This window comes from Brevundimonas sp. AC546, from assembly GCF_979258305.1.
In genome coordinates this window covers 2,639,956-2,663,097 of the sequence record NZ_OZ409849.1, presented here as the reverse complement: position 1 = coordinate 2,663,097, position 23,142 = coordinate 2,639,956, and the positions used below count along the sequence as shown (strand labels likewise).

At 67.0% G+C, this 23,142-nt stretch carries 30 protein-coding genes and 1 tRNA gene; 13 read left to right on the top strand and 18 right to left on the bottom strand.

All coding sequences use genetic code 11. The annotated features are described in order from the left end of the window. The first annotated feature begins 31 nt into the window (after positions 1–31). The 3 genes from ACZZZD_RS13170 (at position 32) to ACZZZD_RS13160 (ending at position 2,358) form a co-directional block, all read left to right on the top strand. A complete protein-coding gene (locus ACZZZD_RS13170) occupies positions 32–1,345 on the top strand; it encodes an ammonium transporter (RefSeq protein WP_463435616.1) in 1,314 nt (437 codons plus the stop codon). A gap of 274 nt (positions 1,346–1,619) precedes the next feature. Then, on the top strand, positions 1,620–2,042 hold the full coding sequence (locus ACZZZD_RS13165; RefSeq protein WP_463435615.1) for an Hsp20 family protein: 423 nt from the start codon (positions 1,620–1,622) through the stop codon (positions 2,040–2,042). Between the two features lie 64 nt (positions 2,043–2,106). Then, positions 2,107–2,358: a DUF1150 family protein gene (locus ACZZZD_RS13160; protein WP_159846327.1), complete on the top strand. Its 252-nt coding sequence runs from the start codon at positions 2,107–2,109 to the stop codon at positions 2,356–2,358. A gap of 35 nt (positions 2,359–2,393) precedes the next feature. Here the strand turns inward: ACZZZD_RS13160 and ptsN are convergent, their stop codons facing one another. From ptsN to ACZZZD_RS13120, 8 genes are all read right to left on the bottom strand, one after another. Further along, a complete protein-coding gene (gene ptsN, locus ACZZZD_RS13155) occupies positions 2,394–2,861 on the bottom strand; it encodes a PTS IIA-like nitrogen regulatory protein PtsN (RefSeq protein ID WP_463435614.1) in 468 nt (155 codons plus the stop codon). A gap of 78 nt (positions 2,862–2,939) precedes the next feature. Beyond that, the gene (gene hpf, locus ACZZZD_RS13150) at positions 2,940–3,614 is read right to left on the bottom strand and encodes a ribosome hibernation-promoting factor, HPF/YfiA family (protein WP_463435613.1); all 675 of its coding nucleotides are present in this window, start codon (positions 3,612–3,614) and stop codon (positions 2,940–2,942) included. 74 nt (positions 3,615–3,688) lie between these two features. Beyond that, on the bottom strand, positions 3,689–5,188 hold the full coding sequence (gene rpoN / locus ACZZZD_RS13145) for an RNA polymerase factor sigma-54 (RefSeq protein WP_463435612.1): 1,500 nt from the start codon (positions 5,186–5,188) through the stop codon (positions 3,689–3,691). Positions 5,189–5,437: 249 nt separating this feature from the next. Further along, on the bottom strand, positions 5,438–6,226 hold the full coding sequence (gene lptB, locus ACZZZD_RS13140; protein WP_463435611.1) for an LPS export ABC transporter ATP-binding protein: 789 nt from the start codon (positions 6,224–6,226) through the stop codon (positions 5,438–5,440). Positions 6,227–6,253: 27 nt separating this feature from the next. Further along, positions 6,254–6,742 carry an LptA/OstA family protein gene (locus ACZZZD_RS13135; RefSeq protein WP_463435610.1) on the bottom strand — a complete coding sequence of 163 codons (489 nt, stop codon included), beginning with the start codon at positions 6,740–6,742 and terminating at the stop codon, positions 6,254–6,256. 2 nt (positions 6,743–6,744) lie between these two features. Further along, entirely contained in the window at positions 6,745–7,404 is a 660-nt protein-coding gene (gene lptC, locus ACZZZD_RS13130; protein ID WP_463435609.1) for an LPS export ABC transporter periplasmic protein LptC, read from the bottom strand. 7 nt (positions 7,405–7,411) lie between these two features. Continuing rightward, entirely contained in the window at positions 7,412–8,026 is a 615-nt protein-coding gene (locus ACZZZD_RS13125; protein WP_463435608.1) for a ribonuclease D, read from the bottom strand. Between the two features lie 216 nt (positions 8,027–8,242). Further along, a tRNA-Leu gene (locus ACZZZD_RS13120) sits at positions 8,243–8,329 on the bottom strand. Between the two features lie 224 nt (positions 8,330–8,553). Here ACZZZD_RS13120 and ACZZZD_RS13115 point away from each other — a divergent pair. The 3 genes from ACZZZD_RS13115 (at position 8,554) to ACZZZD_RS13105 (ending at position 11,432) form a co-directional block, all read left to right on the top strand. After that, positions 8,554–9,408, top strand: coding sequence for a WecB/TagA/CpsF family glycosyltransferase (locus tag ACZZZD_RS13115; protein WP_463435607.1), 855 nt, complete (start codon positions 8,554–8,556; stop codon positions 9,406–9,408). Positions 9,409–9,507: 99 nt separating this feature from the next. After that, on the top strand, positions 9,508–10,839 hold the full coding sequence (locus tag ACZZZD_RS13110; protein WP_463435606.1) for an FAD/NAD(P)-binding protein: 1,332 nt from the start codon (positions 9,508–9,510) through the stop codon (positions 10,837–10,839). Between the two features lie 56 nt (positions 10,840–10,895). Then, positions 10,896–11,432 (top strand): polysaccharide biosynthesis/export family protein, encoded by a 537-nt coding sequence (locus tag ACZZZD_RS13105; RefSeq protein ID WP_463435605.1) that lies wholly within the window; start codon positions 10,896–10,898, stop codon positions 11,430–11,432. Between the two features lie 183 nt (positions 11,433–11,615). Here ACZZZD_RS13105 and fliE read toward each other — a convergent pair whose 3' ends face one another. From fliE to flgB, 3 genes are read right to left on the bottom strand one after another with little or no spacing between them, the layout of a single operon-like run. Beyond that, positions 11,616–11,918: a flagellar hook-basal body complex protein FliE gene (gene fliE, locus ACZZZD_RS13100; RefSeq protein WP_159846359.1), complete on the bottom strand. Its 303-nt coding sequence runs from the start codon at positions 11,916–11,918 to the stop codon at positions 11,616–11,618. 10 nt (positions 11,919–11,928) lie between these two features. Continuing rightward, complete coding sequence (gene flgC, locus ACZZZD_RS13095) at positions 11,929–12,348, bottom strand: flagellar basal body rod protein FlgC (RefSeq protein WP_197458415.1); 420 nt, start codon at positions 12,346–12,348, stop codon at positions 11,929–11,931. 14 nt (positions 12,349–12,362) lie between these two features. Beyond that, positions 12,363–12,767, bottom strand: a complete 405-nt coding sequence (gene flgB, locus ACZZZD_RS13090; protein WP_135194750.1) for a flagellar basal body rod protein FlgB — start codon at positions 12,765–12,767, stop codon at positions 12,363–12,365. A 144-nt stretch (positions 12,768–12,911) separates the two neighbouring features. On the opposite strand from flgB, the gene ACZZZD_RS13085 reads away from it, so the two are divergent. From ACZZZD_RS13085 to ACZZZD_RS13075, 3 genes are all read left to right on the top strand, one after another. Beyond that, positions 12,912–13,187, top strand: a complete 276-nt coding sequence (locus ACZZZD_RS13085; protein WP_463435604.1) for a FliO/MopB family protein — start codon at positions 12,912–12,914, stop codon at positions 13,185–13,187. Next, positions 13,184–13,996: a flagellar type III secretion system pore protein FliP gene (gene fliP, locus ACZZZD_RS13080; RefSeq protein ID WP_463435603.1), complete on the top strand. Its 813-nt coding sequence runs from the start codon at positions 13,184–13,186 to the stop codon at positions 13,994–13,996. Before ACZZZD_RS13085 ends, fliP begins: the two co-directional genes overlap by 4 nt. A 114-nt stretch (positions 13,997–14,110) precedes the next feature. Further along, positions 14,111–14,389 (top strand): HU family DNA-binding protein, encoded by a 279-nt coding sequence (locus tag ACZZZD_RS13075; protein WP_087120554.1) that lies wholly within the window; start codon positions 14,111–14,113, stop codon positions 14,387–14,389. 173 nt (positions 14,390–14,562) lie between these two features. Here the strand turns inward: ACZZZD_RS13075 and ACZZZD_RS13070 are convergent, their stop codons facing one another. Further along, positions 14,563–17,400: a tetratricopeptide repeat protein gene (locus ACZZZD_RS13070; RefSeq protein ID WP_463435602.1), complete on the bottom strand. Its 2,838-nt coding sequence runs from the start codon at positions 17,398–17,400 to the stop codon at positions 14,563–14,565. A 349-nt stretch (positions 17,401–17,749) separates the two neighbouring features. Between ACZZZD_RS13070 and ACZZZD_RS13065 the strand changes: the two genes are divergently transcribed. Continuing rightward, positions 17,750–18,139, top strand: a complete 390-nt coding sequence (locus ACZZZD_RS13065) for a DUF983 domain-containing protein (RefSeq protein WP_463435601.1) — start codon at positions 17,750–17,752, stop codon at positions 18,137–18,139. On the opposite strand, the gene ACZZZD_RS13060 is transcribed toward ACZZZD_RS13065, so the two are convergent. Continuing rightward, positions 18,136–18,498, bottom strand: a complete 363-nt coding sequence (locus ACZZZD_RS13060) for a nucleotidyltransferase family protein (protein WP_463435600.1) — start codon at positions 18,496–18,498, stop codon at positions 18,136–18,138. The two genes, ACZZZD_RS13065 and ACZZZD_RS13060, sit on opposite strands and share 4 nt — an antisense overlap. A 67-nt stretch (positions 18,499–18,565) precedes the next feature. Here ACZZZD_RS13060 and ACZZZD_RS13055 point away from each other — a divergent pair, with 67 nt between their 5' ends. Next, complete coding sequence (locus tag ACZZZD_RS13055; RefSeq protein ID WP_463435599.1) at positions 18,566–18,820, top strand: hypothetical protein; 255 nt, start codon at positions 18,566–18,568, stop codon at positions 18,818–18,820. 12 nt (positions 18,821–18,832) lie between these two features. On the opposite strand, the gene ACZZZD_RS13050 is transcribed toward ACZZZD_RS13055, so the two are convergent. The 4 genes from ACZZZD_RS13050 to ACZZZD_RS13035 form a co-directional block, all read right to left on the bottom strand. After that, positions 18,833–19,411, bottom strand: a complete 579-nt coding sequence (locus ACZZZD_RS13050; protein WP_463435598.1) for a nucleotidyltransferase family protein — start codon at positions 19,409–19,411, stop codon at positions 18,833–18,835. Positions 19,412–19,625: 214 nt separating this feature from the next. After that, on the bottom strand, positions 19,626–20,426 hold the full coding sequence (gene thiD, locus ACZZZD_RS13045; protein ID WP_463435597.1) for a bifunctional hydroxymethylpyrimidine kinase/phosphomethylpyrimidine kinase: 801 nt from the start codon (positions 20,424–20,426) through the stop codon (positions 19,626–19,628). Next, complete coding sequence (locus ACZZZD_RS13040) at positions 20,423–20,767, bottom strand: DMT family transporter (RefSeq protein WP_463435596.1); 345 nt, start codon at positions 20,765–20,767, stop codon at positions 20,423–20,425. Before ACZZZD_RS13040 ends, thiD begins: the two co-directional genes overlap by 4 nt. 53 nt (positions 20,768–20,820) lie before the next feature. Further along, complete coding sequence (locus ACZZZD_RS13035; protein WP_463435595.1) at positions 20,821–21,177, bottom strand: DMT family protein; 357 nt, start codon at positions 21,175–21,177, stop codon at positions 20,821–20,823. Between the two features lie 109 nt (positions 21,178–21,286). Between ACZZZD_RS13035 and ACZZZD_RS13030 the strand changes: the two genes are divergently transcribed. After that, positions 21,287–21,610 carry an ArsR/SmtB family transcription factor gene (locus ACZZZD_RS13030; RefSeq protein WP_463435594.1) on the top strand — a complete coding sequence of 108 codons (324 nt, stop codon included), beginning with the start codon at positions 21,287–21,289 and terminating at the stop codon, positions 21,608–21,610. Continuing rightward, positions 21,607–22,170 carry an SRPBCC family protein gene (locus ACZZZD_RS13025; RefSeq protein WP_463435593.1) on the top strand — a complete coding sequence of 188 codons (564 nt, stop codon included), beginning with the start codon at positions 21,607–21,609 and terminating at the stop codon, positions 22,168–22,170. The genes ACZZZD_RS13030 and ACZZZD_RS13025 overlap by 4 nt, the downstream gene beginning before the upstream one ends. A gap of 45 nt (positions 22,171–22,215) precedes the next feature. Here ACZZZD_RS13025 and folP read toward each other — a convergent pair whose 3' ends face one another. Continuing rightward, positions 22,216–23,076, bottom strand: coding sequence for a dihydropteroate synthase (gene folP / locus ACZZZD_RS13020; protein WP_463435592.1), 861 nt, complete (start codon positions 23,074–23,076; stop codon positions 22,216–22,218). Positions 23,077–23,142: the final 66 nt, after the last annotated feature.

Here is a 23,142-nt window from a genome sequence, read left to right as displayed (position 1 = left end):
GTTTTCTTCCTCTCCTCCCCGAGACGAATCCATGACCCGATACGCCGCCCTCGCCGCCACACTCGTCGCGGGGGCGGCGTCGCTGGCGTCTCCCGTCCTGGCGTCGCCCGCTCTGCTGGCGCACCAGGCGCCGCTGGTCATCGACAATGCGGCGACGGCCTGGATCCTGACCTCGACGGCGCTGGTGCTGCTGATGACCCTGCCGGGCCTGGCGCTGTTCTACGGCGGCATGGTGCGCAAGAAGAACATCATCAGCGTCATCGCCCAGTCGGCGGCCGCCTTCGCAATCGTCTCGGTGCTGTGGTTCCTGGTCGGCTACAGCCTGTCGTTCGGCAAGGGGCCTGACGCGATCAACGGCTTCATCGGCGGGGTCCAGGCCGCCTTCCTGAACGGCGTCACGGCCCAGACGGCCCACAGCCTGCTGCCGGGCCTGCCCGAGCTTCTGTTCGTCAGCTTCCAGATGACCTTCGCCATCATCACCCCGGCCCTGATCGCCGGCGCCTTCGCCGAGCGGATGAAGTTCTCGGCCAGCCTGCTGTTCTTCGCCCTGTGGCACCTGATCGTCTATGCGCCGATCTGTCACCAGGTCTGGGGCGGCGGCTATCTGGGCAGTTTGGGCGTGCTCGACTTCGCGGGCGGGGCGGTGGTCCACGTCAATGCGGGCGTCGCTGGCCTGGTTTGCGCTCTTGTGCTGGGGCCGCGTCATGGCTTCGGGCGCGACAACATGGCCCCCGCCAACCTGGTCTATAGCGCCATCGGCACCGGCCTGCTGCTGGTAGGCTGGTTGGGCTTCAACGCCGGGTCTGCGGGCGCGGCCGATGCTCTGGCCGCCACCGCCGCCTTCAACACCATTCTGGCCGCCGGGGCTGCGGCTCTGGGCTGGATGACCATCGAATGGTTCGACCGCAAGCGTCCGACCCTGCTGGGCTTGCTTTCCGGTATCGTCGGCGGCCTGGTCGCCATCACCCCGGCCGCCGGCTTCGTCGATCCCAAGGGCGCCTTCTTCATCGGCCTGATCGCCGGCCCGGCCTGCTATGCGGGCGCGGTCTGGCTGAAGCATGCGCTGAAATACGACGACAGTCTGGACGCTTTCGGCGTGCATGGCGTCGGCGGCATCGTCGGCGCCCTTTTGACCGGCGTCTTCGCCACCACGACCGTCAACGCCCTGTCCGACGGCGCCACGGTGTGGAAACAGGCTATCGGCCTGGGCGGCGTCATCGTCTGGAGCGCAGCCGGCACCTTCGTCGTCCTGATGATTTGCAAGTTCACCACCGGCCTGCGCGTGACCAAGGACGAAGAGGTCGAGGGGCTGGACTATACCCAGCATGGCGAGGCCATCCACTAGGGGCGCCTTCGCCCCGTCCGTCATCCTCGGGCTCGACCCGAGGACCGGACCATCGGCCGCTTTGCGTTTGGGGTCGATCACAATGCCGGGCCTCGCCCCTCTGCATGAAGGGCAGGTCGCCTGATGCTCGGGTCGAGCCCGAGGATGACGGTATTGGGGAAGACCGGCGCCCGACAGTTGATCCCGCCCCCGTCCGCCCCCATCTTCATCTGTGACGGAAGGTCTTGCCGATTGCGGGGGACCGGCTGCTCGGTCGCTTTTCGCGAGGACCCAGATGACGACGACGCGCACCATCCTGTTCGACAGCCCCTTCCTGCTGGGCTTCGATCACACCCGCGCCCTGATCGACCGCGCCGCCAAGGCTGCGGCCGAAAGCTATCCGCCCTACAATGTCGAACAGATCGGCGAGGCGGGGGTCCGCATCAGCCTGGCCGTCGCCGGGTTTGCGCCCGACGAACTGGCCATCACCCTGGACGGCCGCCAACTGACCATCGCCGGCAAGCGCGAAGACGCGGCAAAGGCAGAGCAGGCGTTTCTCCATCGCGGCATCGCGGCGCGGGGCTTCGTGCGCAACTTCGTGCTGGCTGATGGGCTGGAGGTCGAGGGCGCCCGGCTGGAGCACGGCCTGCTGCACGTCGACCTGATCCGCCCCGAAGCCGAGCGCCAGGTGCGGCGCATTCCGATCACGGCCGGCTGAAAAGCGCGGCTGTCAGAACCGCCCGTCGATATGGGCGTTGTAAAACATGAAGGAGGCGGTCCTAATGACGCCGATGACGATGACCAAGGAAGATTTTGCAGGACTGGGCGCCCCCGACCTCGTCTATGTGCGGGAGATCAAGGCCTCGGACCTGCTTGAAGAGGCGGTCGAGATCAAGGATGTGGACCTGAACCCCGGCCAGTCCCTGTATGCCGTCCACAGCGCTGACGGCGAGCGGCTGGCGGTCATGATCGACCGCGACACCGCCTTCGCCGCCGCCGTGGCGCACGAGCTGGAGCCGGTTTCGGTTCACTGATTGCAATGAGGGCGGCGTGACGAGCGCCCCCTCAGTCAGGCTGCCGTGGCGGCCGTCTTGTCCTTGACGAACAGGGCCCTAATCGCATCGGTCGTGCGCGCCTGACGCAGCTGTTCGCGCAGTTCCGGTGACCGCATGGCGCGCGACACCGCCGCCAACGCGCGCAGATGCTCCGCGCCCGCCCTGGACGGGGCGTACAGCCCAAAGATCAGGTCCACCGGACGATCGTCCACGGCGTCATAGGCCACGGGCGTATCCAGCCGCACGAAGACCGCCGTCACCTGGCTGACTTCGTCCAGACGGGCGTGCGGCACGGCGACGCCAGACCCCAGCCCGGTCGAGCCCAGCGCCTCCCGCTCCATCAGGGCGTCGAAAATCTTCGATTCGTCGATGCCGAGGGCGTGAGACGTCGCCTCGGCCAGCGCGTGCAGGGCCTGTCGCTTGGACGACGCGCCACCGCGCAGCACCACGCCCTTGGGCGCGAGCAGATCACCGATGTCCATCAGACAACCTCGATACACGCAGAGACACGGCGCGGGCGCCCGTTTAGAGGCTCCCGCGCCGAAGTCAAACTTGGCTGTTCAGTTCACCGAGCCGTTGGCCTTGCCATTGCCTTGGGCCTTGCCGTTGGTCGCGCTGGCGATTTCCGGGTCGATCCAGCCCACATTGCCGTCCGGGCGACGATAGACGACCGCCAGGCCGCCGTGCGCAGCGTTTCGGAACAGCACGACGGGATAGCCCGTCATGTCCAGCTCCAGCACCGCGCGTCCGACCGTGATGGTGCGGATTTCGTGCTCGGTCTCGGCGATGACCATGCCCACCGGCGGCGGGCCGTCGTTCTCGCCGGTGTCGCCGAAGACATCGTCCTCCACGCTGTCGGGATCACGCAGCACGATGCTGCGTGCGACTTCGCGGGCGGCGTTCTCGGTCTTCTCGGGCGACAGGCCCTTGGGCCCAATGTGGTGATCCTTGAGCCGACGCTTGTAGCGACGGACCCGCGTTTCGAGCCGATCCAGCGCCTCGGTGAAGGCGGAATGGGCGTCGCCGCCAAATCCGGTCGTCACCAGGGTCTGGCCCGACGCGAGGCGGACCCAACAGTCCACCTTGAAGTTGTGGCCGTCCTTGGACACCACGACCTCGGCGTCTTCACCGCCTCGGGCGAAGTATTTTCCGACCCCGTCTTCGAGTTCCTGGGAGATGCGCGAGCCTAACGCTTCGCCGACATCCACTTGCTTGCCGCTGACTTGGACTTGCATGCGGATAGAACGCGCCCGACCGGATTTGGTGTCAATCGAGATCACCGATTTGTGGTCACGCTTGGCGATCCGACTCAGCCGGTCTTCATCATCCTGCGGCGCTCGACGGACGATGGAATCCTCAAGGCTTCCCGGTACTTGGCCACGGTTCGGCGGGCGATGTCGATGCCCGTTTCCTTCAGGATTTCCACAATCTTGTCGTCGGACAAAACGTCGCCCTCCAGACCCTCGCCCTCGATCATCGACTTGATCCGGTGGCGGACGGCCTCGGCCGAATGGGTCGATGCGCCATCCACCGACTGGATGGCGGCGGTGAAGAAGAATTTCAGCTCGAACACCCCGCGCGGCGTGGCGATATATTTGTTCGAGGTCACGCGGCTGACCGTCGATTCGTGCATGCCGATGGCGTCGGCGACGGTCTTCAGATTGAGCGGTCTCAGGAACTCGACGCCGAAGGCCAGGAAGGCGTCCTGCTGGCGCACGATCTCGGACGACACCTTCAGGATGGTCTTGGCCCGCTGATCCAGCGACTTGACCAGCCAGTTGGCCTGGGCGGCGCAGTCGGCGACGAAGGTCTTTTCCGTATCGGACCGCGCCCCCGCCTGGACCAGGCCGTGATAGCGCTTGTCCACCAGCAGCCGCGGCAGGGTGTCGGCGTTCAGCTCGACCCGCCAGCCCCCGGCCGGGTCGGGCCGCACATGCACGTCGGGCACCACGGTCTGAGCCGGCTCGCCGCCGAACCCGGCGCCGGGGCGCGGCGTCAGCGCCTTCAGCTCGGCGATCATGTCGGTCAGGTCCTCGCCGTCGACATCGCAGACCTTCTTCAGCCCCGCCAGGTCGCGCCTGGCCAGCAGGTCCAGATTGTCCAGCAGGGCCGCCATCGCCGGATCGAACCGATTGCGCTCGATCAGCTGCAGCTTCAGGCATTCCGGCACCGACCGCGCCATGATTCCCGTCGGCTCAAACCCGTGGCAGACGGCCAGCACCGCCTCGATCCGCTCCAGCGGCACGCCCAGCCGGTCGGCGAACTCGGCCAGTTCACCACGCAGATAACCGCCTTCGTCCGTCGCATCGATCAGGGTCATGGCGACGCCGTGGTCGGCGAAGCTGAACCCTGCCGAGGAGGCTTGGGCCTGAAGATGTTCCCACAGGGTCGGCTCGTGCGTGTCGGGCCGTTCGCCGTCGCCCTCGAACACCGAGCCGCCCTTGCCGGCGCTGGACCAGTCCGACAGCCCCGGCTGGGCCTCGTCGGTCATCCGGTCGCTGGTGCGCTCGCCCGGCGCGGCATCGCCATAGACGTCGTCCGAGCCTGCATCCATGCCGGACACGGACTCGTGCCCGACCCCGTCGCCAAACGACATCTCGCCGTCCGCCGTCGCCTCGACGCGCTCGACCGGCTCGGGCGTGTCGCCCTCCGGCTCCTCGCGTTGCAGCAGCGGATTGCGTTCCAGCTCGGCCTCGACGAAGTCGTCCAGCTCGAGATTCGACAGTTGCAGCAGCTTGATCGCCTGCTGCAGCTGGGGCGTGATGACCAGCCCCTGCCCCTGCCTGACCTCTAACCTTTGCCCGATCACGTTCGAAATCTTCCCGCCCGGCCGCCGAGTGGCCCGGAACTTGCTGGGGCAGAATGTCGCCTAACCGGTTAACGTGAGACGAACGTCGCATCGTCTCCTCCCTGTCGCGTGGCGACGGGGAGTTGGCGCGGCGCTCTTCGCGCCGTGACGGAGGGGTTGTTCACCGCATCGCAAGCGCCTGTGGGGCTTCCAGAGCCCCTCCACCACTTCGTGGTCCCCCTCCCCACAAGTGGGGAGGAGACGTCGCGATCAAACGTAGTTTTCGCCCAGATACACCCGGCGCACTTCGGCGTCGTGGACCGCCTCGTCCGAGGTGCCTTCGAACAACACGGCCCCGTTCGAGATGATCGAGACCCGGTCGGTGATGTCCAGGGTCTCGCGCACATTGTGGTCGGTGATCAGCACGCCGATACCCTGGCTGGCCAGATAGCGGATCACGGTGCGGATGTCGGCGATGGCCAGGGGGTCGATGCCGGCGAAGGGTTCGTCCAGCAGCATGAAGGACGGCCGGCCGGCCAGCGCCCTCGCGATCTCGACCCGACGCCGCTCGCCGCCCGACAGGCCGGTGGCGGGGGCGTGCCGCAGATGGTCGATGTGCAGTTCGTTCAGCAGCCGGTCGGTCTCGGCGCGGATCTGGTCGCGCGGATAGTTCAGCTCGACCACCGCCTTGATGTTCTGCTCCACCGTCATGCCGCGAAAGATCGAGGCTTCCTGCGCCAGATAGCCCAGGCCCATGCGGCTGCGCTGGTACATCGGCTGGCCGGTGATGTCCTCGCCATCCAGCCAGATCGAACCGGAATCCGGCGGAATCAGGCCGGTGATCATGTAGAAACAGGTCGTCTTGCCCGCGCCGTTCGGTCCCAGCAGGCCCGCCACCTCGCCCCGCTGCACCGTCAGGGACACGTCGCGCACCACCTGACGCGGCCCGAAGGACCGGGCGAGGTTCAGTACCCGCAGACCCTTTTCCGCAGGCGAGACCACCGGCTGCGACGCAGGCCGATCGTCCAGGTTCAGGGCTGACAGTTCCTTGCGCGCCAAATGCTCAGGTCCAGACGGCCGACGGCCTCAGTTTGCGTTGGGGTAGAAGACGCCTTGCACGCGGCTTCCGGCGGCGCCGCGCGGCGCGCCGTCCATGCGGGCGGCTTCGGTATTGATATTATAGACCAGGCGCGAGCCGGTCAGGACGTTCTTGCCCTGGGTCAGGACGACGTTGCCCGTCACCACGATCTCGCCATTGCCCAGATTGTAGACGGCGCGGTCGCCGCGCATCGACTGGTCCGGGGTGACGAAATAGACGGTCCCGGCCGCCTCGGCCCGTTGCAGGTCGCCGCCTTCTCCGCTGACCAGGGTCAGGGTGTCGGCGCGAAAGCGGTTGCCGCCCTGCGTCGCCTCGGCCCGGCCTCTCAGGATGATGCGGTTGGGGCCATATTCGACCGAGTCCGCGCCATAGGCCACGGGCTGGTTGCCCGTTTGCGATTGCGCGTCGCCGACGGCCGGCAGGGCCACGACCGTCACGACGGCGACCGCCGCCAGAGCCTTTGAAATCTTCGTCATGATCATCCGCCAGACCCCTTGGGCGTCAGTACGCCCCTCACCTTGTTGTCGCCCGCGCCGTCGAAGACGACGCGCTGTCCCTGATCATAGATCGCATAGGACGATGCGTTGATGGTTCCAATAGGGCCGGAACCCTGAACGCCCTTTGAACCGGTCACATTGCCGGTCGAGGTGTCTACCACCGCCTCGGGCGTGGTCAGGACGAAGCCGGTGCCGCCGTCGGAGATCCGCACGTTCGGGCCGATGGTCACGGTCTTGGCCTGCTCGTTGTAGGTGCCGCCATCGGCGGTCAGCTCGGTCACCTTGCGTCCGCCCAGGTTCAGCTTCAGCGCCGGGCCGATCAGGCGGAAATGGCCGGTCGCCGGATCACGCACCGCCCCTTGGGCGCCGACGGTGAAGGCGCGGCCCTGGGCGTCCTGGCCATGGAACAGCGGGCTGTCCAGGCGGACTTCCTGGCTCTGGCTGGCCTTGCGCTCCACCCCCGACATGACGGTTCGGAACACGGTCCAGGTCAGGGCGCCGCCAGCCAGCACCAGGATGATGATCGGCAGCACGCGACGATACAGCTTCACCCGCTTGGAGCGCGAGCGCCAGCGGGCGCCGGCCAGGGCGACCCTAGCCTCGTCGGCTTCGATGCGGGACTGTTCGCCGGGTTCGGTCAAGCGCGCCTCAGCTATGGGCGAAGATGTCGGTCTCGTCCCAGCCGGCGAGATCGAGCGCCGAACGGGTCGGCAGGAAGTCGAAACATTTGGCAGCCAGTTCCGCGCGGCCCTCGCGCGCCAGCATCAGGTCCAGCTTAGCCCTGGCCGCGTGCAGATAGAGGACGTCCGACGCTGCATAGTCCAGTTGCGCCTGGCTCAGCTCGGCCGCACCCCAGTCCGACGACTGCTGAGCTTTGGACAGGTCCACGCCCACGGTCTCGCGCACCACGTCCTTCAGGCCGTGCCGGTCGGTATAGGTCCGCGCCAGTTTGGAGGCGATCTTGGTGCAATAGACCGGCCGCGTCTCGACCCCCAGGTGCAGCAGGAACATGCCGATGTCGAACCGGCCGAAGTGGAAGATCTTGGTCACCGCCGGATCGGTCAGCACCCGCTTCAGGTTCGGACAGTCATAGTCAGGCCGTCTCATCCGCACGACATGGGCGTTCCCGTCGCCGGACGACAGCTGCACCACGCACAGCGGATCGCGGCGAAAACGCAGGCCCATGGTCTCGGAATCGATCGCGACCTCGGACCCCAGGTCCAGATCGTCGGGCAGGTCGCCCTCGTGCAGGTAAACAGTCATGCTCTGGCTCTTACACGGCGAACGCGGCGGACGAAACGGGCTACAGCAATGCTGAACGCCGCGCGCCGCATTCAAGAAACGGCCTCAAGCAGGTAATGCGCCGCGCGCATTCCGGTAGGCCAAAAATACGGCCTCAAGCAGCAGAGCGCCGTGCGCGATGCGATAGGCCAAAAGAATGAAAGCGCCGCACCGTTCGGTGCGACGCTTTCAATAATATGGTGCCCAGAAGAGGACTCGAACCTCCACGGCCGTTAAGCCACTGGCACCTGAAGCCAGCGCGTCTACCAATTCCGCCATCTGGGCCCCGTCAGCAGCGCCTTGCGGCGTTTCCATCGGGAAGGCGCGGACCTCTAAGGCAGCGAAACGACGGGGTCAACAGAGGTTTTTCGCCGCGTGTCGTTTTATTCCGCAGGCGGCGCTTCAAGCCTTGCCGCATCGTCTTTTCGATCCGCGTTCGGCGGCGACTTAACGCCTGCTAAGCCTGTTTTCTAACCCCGTCTTGAGGGCCGACCGCCTAGAAGCGCCGCATGGCGGACCCGTCCCTCAGCCCCCACACGCCCGAACGCCGCGCCAAGCCGCGCGCGCCGTTCCGCCAGCATCGCCGCGCCCACGAACGCGTGTCAATGCTCGGCCAGCCGGTCGATCTGGTGAAGCCGGAAGAGGTTCTGCACCATGTGCAGCAGGCGGTGCTTGAGGGCCGAAAGAGCCTAATCGCCAACCACAATCTGCACAGCCTGTATCTGATCCAGAAACGCCCCGAGCTGGGGGCCTTCTATGATCGGGCCGACCTGGTCGAGGTCGATTCCACCCCCCTGCTGTGGTTCGCGCGCGCGCTGGGCTTGCACAGCCGGGGCTTTCACCGCTGCACCTATTTGGACTGGCGTGACCATTTCTGGAGCGTGGCGAACCGCGAGGGCTGGCGCGTCATGTCCATCGGCGGCGCGCCCGGCGTCGGCGACGAGGCCGCCCGCAGACTTACGGCCCGCTATCCCGGCGCCGAAATCGCCATCCATCACGGCTTCTTCGACGCCCGCAAAGAGTCGCCCGAGAACGCGGCGGTCCTGGCCCAGGTTGCGGCCTTCCAGCCGCACATCCTGTTCGTCGGCATGGGAATGCCACGCCAGGAGCTGTGGATCGCCGACAACTTCGAACGCCTGCCCGATTGCGTCATCCTGTCGGTCGGCGCCGCCTTCGACTATGAGGCGGGCGTCCAGAACGCGGCTCCGCGCTGGATGGGGCGGGCCGGAATCGAATGGGCCTATCGCCTGGTTCACGATCCGAAACGCCTGTTCGTCCGCTACTGCGTCGAGCCCTGGACCCTGCTGCCCCTGGCTTTGCGCGACATCCGCGACGCCCGACGCCGCCGCTCTTCCCCCGCCTGATCACTTTATTCCTACTGGTCAGATAGATATTTATCGCCATGATCGGACCCCGCCCGCCGTGTGCTATCGACACGGACGGAAACCGGAACGGGGGCGCGAATGCCACAGCAGAATGGACCGCATGTCGCGATCGTGGGCGCGGGTTTCAGCGGCCTGCTGACCGCCGTCAATCTGCTGAAAGCTTCGCCCGACGTGCGCGTCACCCTGATCGAACGACGCGGCGTCTTTGGTCCCGGCACCGCCTATGACACCGGCAATCCCGGCCATCTGCTGAACGTCCGTCTGGACAATATGAGCGCCTTTCCCGACCGGCCGGGCCACCTCGCCGACTGGTTGGCGGAACAGCCGTCGTGGCGCGCCCAGGACGGCTTCATCACCCGCGGCGTCTATGGCGAATATCTGCGTTTCCTGCTGGACGAGGCGCTGGACGACGCCCCCGACCGGCTGAGCCTCATCGGCGGCGAAGCCCGTTCCATCGACCGCCAGGACGACGGCTGGCATATCGCTGCCAGTGACGGGGAGGTCACGGCCGATCAGGTGGTGCTGGCCCTGGGTAATCTGGAACCCGCCTCGCCCCCCGGCGTCGAGGCCGATGTTCGGAACTCTGCCGCCTATGTCGAGAACCCCTGGCGGTTCGATCCCCAGTCGGCCGGCGATGCGCGCAACGTCCTGTTGATCGGTTCGGGCCTGACTATGGTGGATGCGGCCCTGACGCTGCGCCGCCCTGGTCGCCGGCTGACCGCCCTGTCGCGTCACGGCCTCCTGCCCCGCGCCCACGCCACCGTCCCCCCGGGCGCCTATGTCGGCGCGTTTTCCGGCAGCCCCGCCCAGATCCTGAAACAGGTCCGCGCCGCGACGGCGCAGGCCGATTGGCGCGCCGTCTTCGATACGCTGCGCCATTCGGCTCGCGACATCTGGCGCAGCTGGTCGCAAGTGGAACGCAGCCGCTTCCTGCGCCATCTTCGCCCCCTGTGGGACGTGCATCGCCACCGCCTGTCGCCCGGCCCGGCGCGCGACATCCATTCCATGCTGGCCGGCGGCGAACTGACGATCCTGGCGGGCAAGCTGACCGAGCTGAAGACCACCGACGTGATCGAGGTCTCCTGGCGTCCGCGCGGAAAAAAGCGCGCCATCAAGGAGCGGTTCGACCTGGTGGTGAACTGCACCGGGCCGCTGGGCGTGATCTCCAAGAGCACCGAGCCGATGATCCGCGACATCCTCGACAAGGGTTACGGCCGCCCCGACCCCCTGGGCCTGGGTCTGCAGGTCGACGACGACGGCCGGCTGATGGACGGCGCGGGCAGCCCGGCCAAGGGGCTGCACGCCATCGGCCCCCTGACGCGCGGCGCCTTTTGGGAGATGACGGCCGTGCCCGACCTGCGTGGTCAGGCCCGCGATCTGGCCCACCGTATTCTGTCGGATCGGTCCTAGACCCGGACAACCGACGCGTTTAGCCTCCACACCCAGGCAATCGGGGTAGGGCTGACATGCGGCAAGGACTGCGCACCGGCATGATCGGTCTGGCCCTGGCGTTCGCCCTGGCCGGCTTCGCCCCCCAAACCGTCTCGGATTATCGCCTGGCCTCGGCCGACAAGGTGCGGATCGACGTCTTCGGCGAGGACGCCCTGGGCGGCGAGTTCGTCGTCAACGCCGAGGGCAAGGTCGCCCTGCCCCTGATCGGTGAAGTCCAGGCCGCCGGCCTGACCGTCGCCCAGCTTCAGGACGCCGTCGCCCAGACCCTGCGCCAAGGCTATCTGAACCAGCCCCGCGTCACGGCCCAGGTTCTGACCTACCGGCCCATCTACATCCTGGGCGAGGTCAATCGGCCGGGCGAATACTCCTATGTCCCGGACCTGACGGCGCTGAACGCCGTGGCCACGGCCCAGGGCTTCACCTACCGCGCCAACACCCGCCGCATCTTCGTACGTCGCGCAGGTTCACAGACCGAAGAGCCCCAGCCGCTGACCGCCGACACCCGCGTCTCGCCCGGCGACACGCTGCGGATCGCGGAGCGGTATTTCTGAAAGTGCGAGGCGCTGTTCCCCCACAGCCGTCATCCTAGGCCTTGTGCCTAGGATCCAGAACTCCTGGTGGTGGACGCAGGGTGCGCAGCTTTTAACATCGAGCGTATGGATCCTAGGCACAAGGCCTAGGATGACGGTCTTAAAATGGAGACGCCTAAGAAGCGCCGCGAGAGCGCGACGCCCTCAGATCGGCATCGCCATGATTTCCTTGTAGGCGGAGATCACCTGGTCGCGCACCGAGATCACCGTCTCCAACGACGCCTCGGCCGAGCTCAACGCCGTGACCACGTCGATCAGATTGCCCTGCCCCTGGACCGATTTCGTCATCTGGGTCTCGGCCGCGCGTGACTGCTGGGTCATGTCGGTCATGGCGTTCTTGACCAGGTCGGCGAAGCCGCCGTCGCCGGCGCCGGGCGCTTGCGCGGCTGTCGGCATGGCGCCGCCTTGGACGGCGGCATAGGCCTTGGCGGCCATCATCGGGTTCATGGCCTAGTCCTCAGCGTTTGATGATGTCGAGCGTGCGGCTGTCCATCGACCGCGCCGTCTCGATGACATTCAGATTGGCCTCATAGGCGCGCTGCGCCTCGCGCATGTCCATGGCCTCGACCAAGGTGTCCACGTTCGGCCGCATCACATAGCCCTGGGCGTTGGCGGCCGGGTGCGAAGGATCGTAGTCCATCTTGAAATCGCCCTGGTCGGGCCGGACCTCGGCCAGGGTGACGCCCGTCGCCCCATCGACCTCTCGCGCCTGGAAGACGGGGATCTGGCGGCGATAGGGCTCGCCGCCCGGCGTGCGGGCCGTCGACTGGGCGTTGGCGATGTTCTCGGCGATGACGCGCATGCGCGACTGCTGGGCCTTCAGGGCCGAGGCCGCCACGGCCATGGTGCTGTTCGAGGGTGCGATGGGATCAGGCATTTGTCAGTCCTTCTTCAGCCGCCGGGCCGCTTGGCGGCCATGCGGATCATGGACATGGATTTCTGGTAGAAGCCGATGGCGGCGTCATAGGCCATGCGGCTCTCGGCCATCTTCAGCATCTGCTCCTCGACCACGACCGAGTTGCCATCCAGCGTAGTCTCCGAATCCGGCGACTTGGTCGGATCGAACCGCACCGGGGACCCCGCAGGCGCGATATGGGCGGCGTTGGTGCGCACCATCTGCAGACCCCCGCCCGACCGCATGGCGGCCGCGAAGTCGGTCGGCTGCTTCAGGTCGCGGCCGACGAAGCCGGGCGTATCGGCGTTGGCGACGTTCTCGGCGATCACGCGCTGACGCTCGTCCAGCCAGCCCAGCCGACCCTTGATCTGCCCAAGCAGCGGTATGTCGGCGACGCCCATGGCGATCTCCCGTGCGACGCGGATGCGCGCGATGGGCAGAAAATGCCGCCTCCATGGTTAATAGGTCGTTATCTCAACGCCTCGTTAACCGTGGTGGTTAACAGTCAGGGCCTAAGCGCCGACTGCGCGGGGCCTCAAAGCGTCATGAATTTCCTCGATCTCGTCCGGGCGGTCTTCGGCCTGGCCTTCACCCTTGGCCTGATCGGGATCGTGGCCTGGGCCGCGCGCCGCTATGCGCCCCAGCTCATGGCCAAGCTCAGCGCCGAACGCGGCGCCCGCCGGCTTCAGGTGGTCGAGACCCTGGTGCTGGACCCCGCCCGCCGCCTGGTTCTGGTCCGCGTCGACGACGAGGAACGGCTGATCCTGCTGGGCGAAGGCCGCGAACTGATCGAGCCGCGCCAGACCGGAGCGGCCAAGTGAAACGCGCTGTCTTCGTCAAGCCGACCGGCGCCGAGTTGAAACGCGCGGCCCTGCTGTCGCTGTTCACCACCCTGGTCTGCCTGGCCTGGCCTGTCGCAGCCCTGGCGCAGCAGGCGGCGCAGAGCGGTTCGGCCCTCAACATCGACCTGGGCACCGGCGCCGGTCTGACCCAGCGCGTCGTTCAACTGGTCGGGCTGATGACCGTGCTGTCGCTGGCCCCGTCCATCGTCATCATGACCACCAGCTTCGTGCGGATCATCGTGGTCCTGTCGCTGCTGCGCACGGCCCTGGGCCTACAGCAGTCGCCGCCCAACGCCGTCCTGGTGTCCCTGTCGCTGTTTCTCAGCGCCATCGTCATGGCCCCGACCTGGCAGGACGCCTATGATTCGGGCATCCGCCCGCTGATGGATCAGCAGATCGAACTGCCTCAGGCGTTCGATCAGGCGTCGGAACCTGTGAAAACCTTCATGCTGGCCCAGGTGGACCGTGGGGACCTGGCCCTGTTCACCCGTCTCAGCAATATCGAGCCGCCTCAGAACGTCCAGGACCTGCCCCTGCGGGTGGTCACCCCGGCCTTCATGATCAGCGAGCTAAAGAAGGCGTTCGAAATCGGATTTCTCCTTTTCGTTCCGTTCCTTGTGATCGATCTGGTGGTGGCCAGCGTGCTGATGTCCATGGGTATGATGATGCTGCCTCCGGTCGTGGTGTCTCTACCGTTCAAGTTGATCTTCTTCGTTCTGGTGGACGGCTGGCGACTGGTCGCCGGAAGCCTGGTCGAGAGCTTCCAGCGCGCGTCCGGTACCGGATAATCCCCCGCCCCATATGGCTTTCCGCGTCATAGACGCTTGCAAAGCCCGTCAAAATCCGTGTTGATCCCCCGGTCCTCGCCCTGAATCGGGCGACTAACACTGGAAACGCTTCTTATGACCACTCAAGCCGAACTGATCGCCGCCGTCGCCAAAGACGCCGGTGTCTCGCAGGCCGACGCCGGCAAGGTGCTGACCGCCATCGTCGAAAACATCCACTCGACCCTGAAGTCGGGCGGCGACATCCGCATCTCGAACCTGGGCGTCTTCGACACCGCCGCCCGCGCCGAGCGCGAAGGCCGCAACCCGGCCACCGGCGCGACCATCAAGATCGCCGCCTCCAAGGCCGTGCGCTTCCGCGTGTCCAAGCCGCTGAAGGACGCCGTCAACGGCTAAGCCTTTTCGGTCCCGCCGGGCGGGATCGGCGATGCAGGACGGGCGGGGGTCGCGATGCGATCTCCGCCCGTTTCAATTTCAGGCGGCAGCCTAGAGCCTGATCGGGTGAGAAGGAATCGCTTCGCGATTCATCGAGGCCGTGAATCAGGCTCCAAGAAGGGCGAAAGCCTGGATCAGGCTTTCGGGTCGGCTTCCTTGCGGAACGCCTGTTTGGCGCTGTTGACCCAGCCGACGAAGGTGTCCGCCTGGCTGGACAGGTTGGCGAAGTCGCCGGCCCCCGCCACGCCCGACAGATTGTCGTCCAGGGCCACGCGAAGCGCTGCGCCCGACCGCGCCCCCGCGACGAAGGGCGCATAGCGGGCATTCAGCCTTTGCAGCGCCGCCCGGTCGCCGCTCAGCGAATAGCCCACGCCCGCCCGGATCAGCCAGCTTTCCTCGGCCGGCGTGAGGGCCCCCGCCGTCTTGTACCGCTCGCCCAGCCGCGCCTCATAGACCGGCGCCGCATCGCCCCATTTCTGCTGTTTCCAGAAGATGTCGCCGCGCACTTCCCGCGCCGGCGCCGACTGGTCGCGATCCAGCACCTCCTGCGCATGGTCGAACCGGCCCAGGTCCATCAGGGCGCGGGCTTCCAGGGCGCGGCGCTCGCCGTTCATCGCAGTCGGCAACAGGGTGGTGCGCGAGCCCCAGATGGCCTGCAACGCCTTCTCCGGTTGGCGATCCATCAGATAGACGGTGGCCAGGTTGGTGGCGACCTGGGCCTTGGCTACGCCATCCAGCCGCTCGTCCACCTGGTGTTTCAGCAGTTCGGCGGCCTGGTCCAGCAGATCGACGTCGATCAGGCGGCGCGACAGGCGGCGCACCATCTCGTCCCCGTCGGCGCCGATGGGCGTCAGTTCGCGGAAATCATAGAATAGCGCCAGCGCCTGAACCGGCTGCAACCCGTCCGCCGCCCCTTCCAGGAACAGGGCGCGGAAGGCGTTGGACTGATCGGCCTGGACCTCGGCCGCGCCCGGCACGCCCGCCATCCGCTTGCCCGCCCCGCGCAACGCATCCAGCGCCTCGCGGTATCGCCCCTGTTGCAGATAGATGCCCGACAGCTTGCGCACGACCGCCATCTCGGTCGCATCCCCGCGCCAGCGCCACTTCAACTGTTCCAGCTGCGCCGTCGCCTGATCCGGCGTGATCGCCCCCTTGTCCAGCTCCAGACTGATGGCGCCCAGTTTCGCCGGCGTGGCGATCCCGTCCAGCGGCGCGCGCGCCACGGCCTTGTAGACCGCCAGCGCCCGGTCCTTGTCGCCGTTCAGGTCGAACATCCGCGCCTGCACCAGCCGCGCCGTCAACTGATCGACCGCCGGCGCGTCCTGGCTGAACACATAGGCCAGCAACTGTTGGGCGGCGGGCAGGTCGTTCAACTGGATGGCCGCCATGGCGTGGGCCGCGCCGAACCGCGCGCGCCATTCCTTGGGAAAGTCGTCGATGACCGAGGCCCCGGCGGCGAAGTTGCGCCGCGCCCCCTCCCAGTCGCCCATCTCCGAGGCGATATAGCCCAGCCAGACCTTGGTCGCCGGATCGTTGGTCAGGGCCGCGCCCGAGAAATCGACCTGGGCCTCTTCCAGCCGTCCGATGCCGACGCGCGCCACGCCGCGCAGGCCCCGCACTTCCGGTTCGCCCTGCAGATTGGGCGCCTTGGCGATCAGGGCGTTCAGCACGCCGATGGCCTCGTAGTTCAGACCCGACCCGACCAGGAACCGCGCCAGCGCCATCCGCGCCTCGATCGGCGCGCGCGGATTGTCGCTCGCTGCGATCGTCTCCAGCCCCGCCGCGTCCTGCAGCCGGCGATAGCGATCCGAGAAGCCCGCCTCGCCCGTGGTCGCCCAGGTCTCGTCGATCAGGCCCGGATGGGCCGCCCGCTTGGGCGCGTCGGCCGCATGGTCGCCGGTCTCCAGCCCCGCCGTCGGCGCCGACAGCGTCAGCCCCTTGGGCCGGCTCAGCGTCACCAGATCGCCCGCCGCCTCGATCTTCAGATCGTCGGCCCCGGTCTCGACCGCCATGCCCTGGGCGGTGGGGATCAGATTGAGATCGACCGTGCGCCGATTGCCCGCATACCCCTTGCCGGGCGCCAGGGCCGTCACCGCCGCGAATCGGTCCCCGACCAGCGGATCGGTCAGCCAGATCGCCTTGGTCGCCCCGGCCATGCGCGCAACCAGAGTGGGCGAGCCATCTTCCGAACGATCCACCTCGACGCCCGAGGCGCCGGCCTGGACCCCGCCGATGGTTACGGTCCAGGTTCCGCCCTGGCCCTGGGCCGAGACGCCCAGGCCTTCCGGCGCGGCGATCCGCATGGCGGTATAGCCCGGCCCCGCCGCCCAGTGCGCGTCCTTGGCCGGCCCCAGAGCCTTGGCCCCGGCCATGTCCATCCGCGCGGCCGTATCGAACACGATCCACACCGCATCGCCCCGACGGAAGACGGCGGCCCCCACGGGCGCGCCCCAGTCGAAGGTCAGGACGGTCTTCTGTTCGCTGGATTCGGCGCGCACCGGCACCACGGCCTTGGCGGTTTCGGGCTTGGCCGCATCCGGACCCTGCGGCGCCTTGCCGGGCGCGTAGAGGTTCAGCCACACCGCCCCGTCCGCAACGCCGGAGCGGGCGTCCGCCCCCTCCTCCAGCGTCAGGATCAGGTCCGTGCCGCCCGCCCGCGCCATCCGCGTCTCGACCGACTTCACCCCGGCGGGCGGATCGACCTTCAGACGCGACACGTCGGGCGCGGCCGTCGTGCCCATACGCACCACGACCTTGTCGCCGTCACGGCTGACGCGTGAGCGCACCCCGATGACCCCGCCGAATTCGACGCGGGTGAAGGTGTCGTTTTGGCCGATGCTGATCGACAGCGGATCGCGTGACCGGCCGACTTCCTGGGCCAGCGGCGCCATGGGCGCAAACACGACGGCGCCCGCCGTGGCGGCGGCCACAGTCGTCTTCAGCATGCGCTTGGTCGGCGAGGCCCCGGACATATCTCCCCACCCATGCCCCACAAGGCCTTTAATCGCGGTTAACCGACGTTGACCGGAGTTCTACGGATGTTCCCCCTTCTTTCTTTCGTCATCCTCCGGCGCGAAGCGACCGGGGGACCCAGCGGCGCGCGAGAGCGCGACCCGAAGGGCGGCGCGTAGCAGCCAACCTGTCGCGAACGAAACGCTTCCAACATTATGCGACGGACGCATCGCCTTCGGCGCCGCTGGGTCCCCCGGTCTGCGCCGCGAAGACGCGGCTTGCCGGAGGATGACGAAAGAAGAGACGCCAGTGAGCGCTAGGACAACCCGTCCACGCGACAGCGCCGCCCCAAAGGCCCATATTGCTTGCATGACCGACTATCCCCGCCTCAGCACCCTCAAGACCGGCCTGGCCTGTCGTTGCCCCCGCTGTGGCAAGGGTCCGCTGTTCAAGGGCTACCTCACGCTCCAGACCGACTGCCCCACGTGCGGCCTCAGCTACGCCTTCGCCGACCCGGCGGACGGCCCGGCCTTCTTCGTCATGTCGGCGGTGGGGATCATCGGCATGATCCTGCTGATGGTGTTCGACTTCACCGTCCACCCGCCGATCTGGGTCCATCTGGTGGTCACCCTGCCGATCCTGATCGCTATGTGCCTGGGCTGCCTGCGCCCCTTCAAGGCCTGGCTGGTCGCCGAACAATACATCCACAAGGCCGCCCCGCCCGAGTTCTCTTCGAACGGCAAGCACGGGCCCTTCTAGGGGTCGATCACCGTCAGCTCGGGCCAACGACCGCGCGCATTCTCGATCGTCCTGGCCCAGCCCCTGGCCAGCGGCCGGTTCGGGTTGGGCCGGATGGTCATTGCGAACACATCCTCCAGCCCGAACGGCGCGGCGATGCTGATCGCATCGTCGGCCTCCAGCCGCACCCCGACCGCGAAGGTCGGCGCCACGAACCGGCTCAGCGCCTCGTCCGTCGATCCCAGCGCCTCATAGGGTTCGCCGAACCGATCCTGGAACCACAGATGCACGCAACTCTGTTTGTATATTCGGACCTTCCGGTTCATTTCTGGGGTCCATTCCTTGGAGGTTCGCGCCGTGGTCGAATTAGCCTGCGCCAAGTGCGGCGCCGTTCTGACCTCAAAGTCAGAATGGGGATCACGTTCCGACTACAAGGATGCGCCCGAGATGGCCGAACCCTCGGTGCCGAAGGGGGTGTTGGTCAAGCTGGAAGATGGTTCGAACACCATCATCGCCAACCCTCTCGACATCATCGAAGGGCGTCTGAAATCGACCGGGTCCGACAACGGCTGCTGCGGATCGGACGGGCTTGATGGTCCTAATCGCACCTGCGTCTGCGGGTCAGTCGTGGCCACGGAAAGAAGCGATTGCTGGACCCCGGCTGAAGTCGCCTTCATCGCCAGCTCTGTCACCGAAATTTAAGCTGGTCCGCAATCAGACCTGAACGACATTGAGTTCGGGCCAACGCGCCTTCGCCTTCTCGATGATGTGATCCCAGTCCTTCGCGACGGCTCGATCCGGGGTCGGACGAATGGTCAGATTGAACACGTCCTCCAGCCCAAATGGCGCGGCCACGGTGATTTCGTCGTCTTCTTCCAGCCTCACACCAACCGCAAAACAGGGCGCGACGAAGCGGGTCAGGGCCTCATCTGTGTTAGTCAGAGCCGAGTAGGAACCGCCGAACTTGGCCGAGTGCCATAAATGAACCCGCGCCTGGTTGCGCACCTCGACCTGGCTGCGGAACGGCTCGTCGAAGGCGGCGGCGACGCGTTTGATGACGACGTCCTCGGCGTCGTAGGACAGGTCCAACTCGTCGAAATAGGCCAGATCGTAATCCTTGATCCCATACCCCGCCGGCCGCCCCGTCCGCGCGTTCCACACCGCCTGATAGACCGCCCCCGACACCAGCCGCCAATCCGGCAGGTCCAGCGCCTGCACCGTCGTCAGCACATGCATCAGCCCGGCGTCGGCGCGCACGAGGTCGGTCAGGCGTTCGGTCAGTGCGTCGTTCATCCCCATCCTTAGCGACGTCCTCCTTCTGAGTGGAGTGGCGATTAACGCCCGCCCGCACCCCTTTTTGCTCGTCATCCTAGGCCTTGTGCCTAGGATCCATACTCCCGGTCTACGGGTATGGAACACGGACGGCGCTATTCGTCTCTCTGTACCCAGGTCTGAGTCTATGGATCCTAGGCACAAGGCCTAGAATGACGGAGCGGGAAGCGACGCCTCAACCCCGCACCGGCCAGCCGTGGTCCAGAGGCCCATGCCCGCCACCCAGGCCTGGCGCGCGGCGAATGGCCTCGCCGACATAGGCCCAGGCCTCCGCCACCGCGACCTCCAGCGGACGCCCCAGCGCCAGCCCGGCTGCACACGCACTCGCAAGCGTGCAGCCGGTGCCGTGGGTGTGGCGGGTGTCGATCCGTTCGGCCTCCAGCACCGTCTCGCCGTCGCCGGTCATCAGCAGGTCGATCACCGTCGGCCCCGACACATGACCGCCCTTCATCAACACCGCCCGCGCGCCCATCGCCAGCAGGGCCTCGCCCGCCCGCCTCTGGCCGTCCAGATCATGGACGGCGAACCCCGTCAGGGCCTCGGCCTCGGGCGCATTGGGCGTCAGCAGGGCCGCGCGCGGGATCATCAGACTTTTTACCGCCTCGACCGCCGCATCAGGCAACAGCGGATGGCCGCCCTTGGCCACCATGACCGGATCGACCACGGCCGGGGCGTCGGCTTCGTCCAGCAGGGCCGCGACCGTCTCGACCACCTCGACCGAGCCCAGCATGCCGGTCTTGAAGGCGTCGGTCCCAATGTCCTCCAGCACCGCCCGCGCCTGGGCGGCGATCAGATCCAGCGGCAACGGATAGACGCCGTGAACGCCCAATGTGTTCTGCACCGTGATCGCCGTGATGGCCGTGGCGGCATAGCCCCCCATCATCGTCACGGCCTTGATGTCGGCCTGGATGCCTGCGCCACCGCCCGAGTCGGACCCGGCAAGGATCAAGACGCGTCCCTGATGAAGCGCACTCATGCCGCCGCTCCCGAAAACAGTTTCAGCCCCACGATACCCGCCACGATCAGCAGGATGCACACCGCACGCACCGCCGTCGCCGGCTCGCCATAGACCAGGACGCCCACCACGGCGGCGCCCACCGCCCCGATGCCGGTCCAGACCGCATAGGCCGTGCCGATCGGCAGCTTCTGCGTAGCGACCCACAACAGGATCATGCTGCCCGCCAGCGCGACGCCGACGCCCAGCGAGGTCAGCGGCCGGCTGGGGCCCACGTTCTTGAGGCCGGAGGCCCACAGCACTTCCAGCAGACCGGCGACGACCAGCGTCGCCCACGGATTGATAGACATCACCCAGGACATGACGACCAAATGGAACAGGCCGCCGCCCCGATCAAGCCGAGAGCAAGCCGCGATCAGGCCCCGAGCGGCCCCTTGAAGATGAAGAAGGCCCCCAGGCCGATGAAGGCGAACCCGACCAGATGGTTCACCGTCAGCTTCTCGCCCAGGTACAGCACCGAAAAGCCGGCGAAGACCAACAAGGTGATCACCTCCTGCATCGTCTTCAGCTCGGCCGGCGAATAGACCTGGATGCCGATCCGATTGGCCGGCACCGCCAGCCAGTATTCGAAGAAGGCGATGCCCCAGCTGGCCGTCACCAACAGCCACAGCGGCTTGTGCTCGAACTTCAGATGCCCGTACCAGGCGAAGGTCATGAAGACGTTCGACAGCGCCAGCATGACGATGGGGGCGATGTAGGAAGTCAGGGGCATGGACGCACGGCCGATCAATGGGAGGCTGTCGTCGCCCTACACGCTCGGCCGGGGCACGTCCTGAAAATCACATATTGCTATACGGCAATATTGCTGATAGACGATTTTCATGACCCCTGATCTTCGAGCCCCTTTCGTCGCCCTGTCCGAGCCCCACCGTCTGGCCATCATCGCCATGCTGGGGGACGGCGAACGTCCCGCTGGCGACTTCGTCGAGGCCTTGCCGATCGGCCAGCCGACCGTCTCGAAACACCTGTCGGTGCTGCGCGACGCCGGCCTTGTGTCGATGCGCAAGGACGCCAATCGCCGGCTCTACAGCCTCAACCCCGCGCCCCTGGCCGAGATAGACGCCTGGCTGGCCCCGTATCGTCGCTTCTGGACCTCGCGTCTGGACGCGCTGGAAGCCCATCTGGACAAGGAATTTCCGCAATGACCGACCTGACCGCGACCCACGCCGAAACCCTGGCTGAAGACGGCGACCTGACCGACATCGACGGCGGCTGGGAGTTGCGTTTCGAACGCCGCCTGCGCCATTCGCCCGAACGGGTCTGGAACGCTCTGACCACACCCGAAGGCCTGAAATGCTGGCTGGCCGAGGCCGAGATCGAGCCTGTCCCCGGCGGCCGCATGGAGCTGAACTTCCGTCAGCCCGACCACGCCCTCATGCCCGACACGCCCAAGGAACGCCGCCAGTCGAACGAAATCCTGGTGATCCAGCCCTTCACCCGCTTCGAACACACCTTCGGGAGCAACGCGGACTCGATCGTCTCCTGGCGGTTGACGCCTGACGGCGACGGCACGCACCTGAGCCTGGTTCACCGCATTCCGAGCGCGTGGAAGACCGCGCGCCGCAATGTCGCCAGCGGCTGGTTCCAGCATTTGGAAGGGCTCGACGACGCCATTCGCGGCGTGAGCCATCGCTGGGACTGGGACCGCTGGTTCGCCCTGCGCGACGCCTATGCGGCCCGGTTCGAAGCGCAGGAAGCGGCCTGAGGCTCGTCTCACCGACCACCGATATTCAGGACAGCCCGGCGTCGATCAGCCAGGCTGGCCTGACGCGTCCGCGCGCGCCGCCATCACCGCCGCCTGAACCTTCAGCGCCTGCACCGTCTCGCGCACGTCGTGGACCCGCACCATTCGCGCCCCGCGCCGCGCGCCCTCCAGCGCCAGCGCCAGCGACCCGCCCAACCGATCGCTCGCCTCGACCGCCGTCGGATCGATCGCCTGGATCGTCCGTTTGCGGCTGGCCGCATACAGCACCGGCCACCCCAGATCGACCAACGCCCCCAGCCTCGCCGTCAGCGCCATGTTGTGGTCCAGCGTCTTGCCGAACCCGATGCCGGGATCCAGCCATATCCGCTCGCGCGCCACGCCCGCCGCCATCGCCGCCTCGGCCCGGGCGCGCAGATAATCCCGCACCTCGCCGACCACGTCGTCGTAGCGTGGGTTCGCCTGCATCATCCTCGGCTCGCCCTTCATATGCATCAGCACCACGTCGCACCCCAGCGCGGCCGCGACGGCCAGACTGTCCGGCGCATGACCCAAGGCCGTCACGTCGTTCCACATCGTCGCCCCGGCCGCGACGGCGGCGCGCGCCACCGCGGGCTTCATGGTGTCGACGCTGATCGCACCACCCCAGCGCGCGCGAATGCCGGCGATGACCGGCGCGACCCGGTCGATCTCCTCGGCCTCGCCCACCGGCGCGGCCCCCGGCCGCGTGCTCTCCCCGCCGATGTCCAGCACGTCCGCCCCTTCGGCGACCAGCCGCATGGCCTGATCCACCGCCGCCGTCGTCGAGGCCCACCGCCCCCCGTCCGAGAAGCTGTCGGGCGTGACGTTGACGATGCCCATCACCTGCGACAAGGCGGCCGTCCGCGCGGTTTGACTTTCATGGAGCATGGGACCAGCCTGTAGCCGTGATCGCTCATCTCGTCAGCCAGGCTCGACGCCTTTCCTATGCGGGAC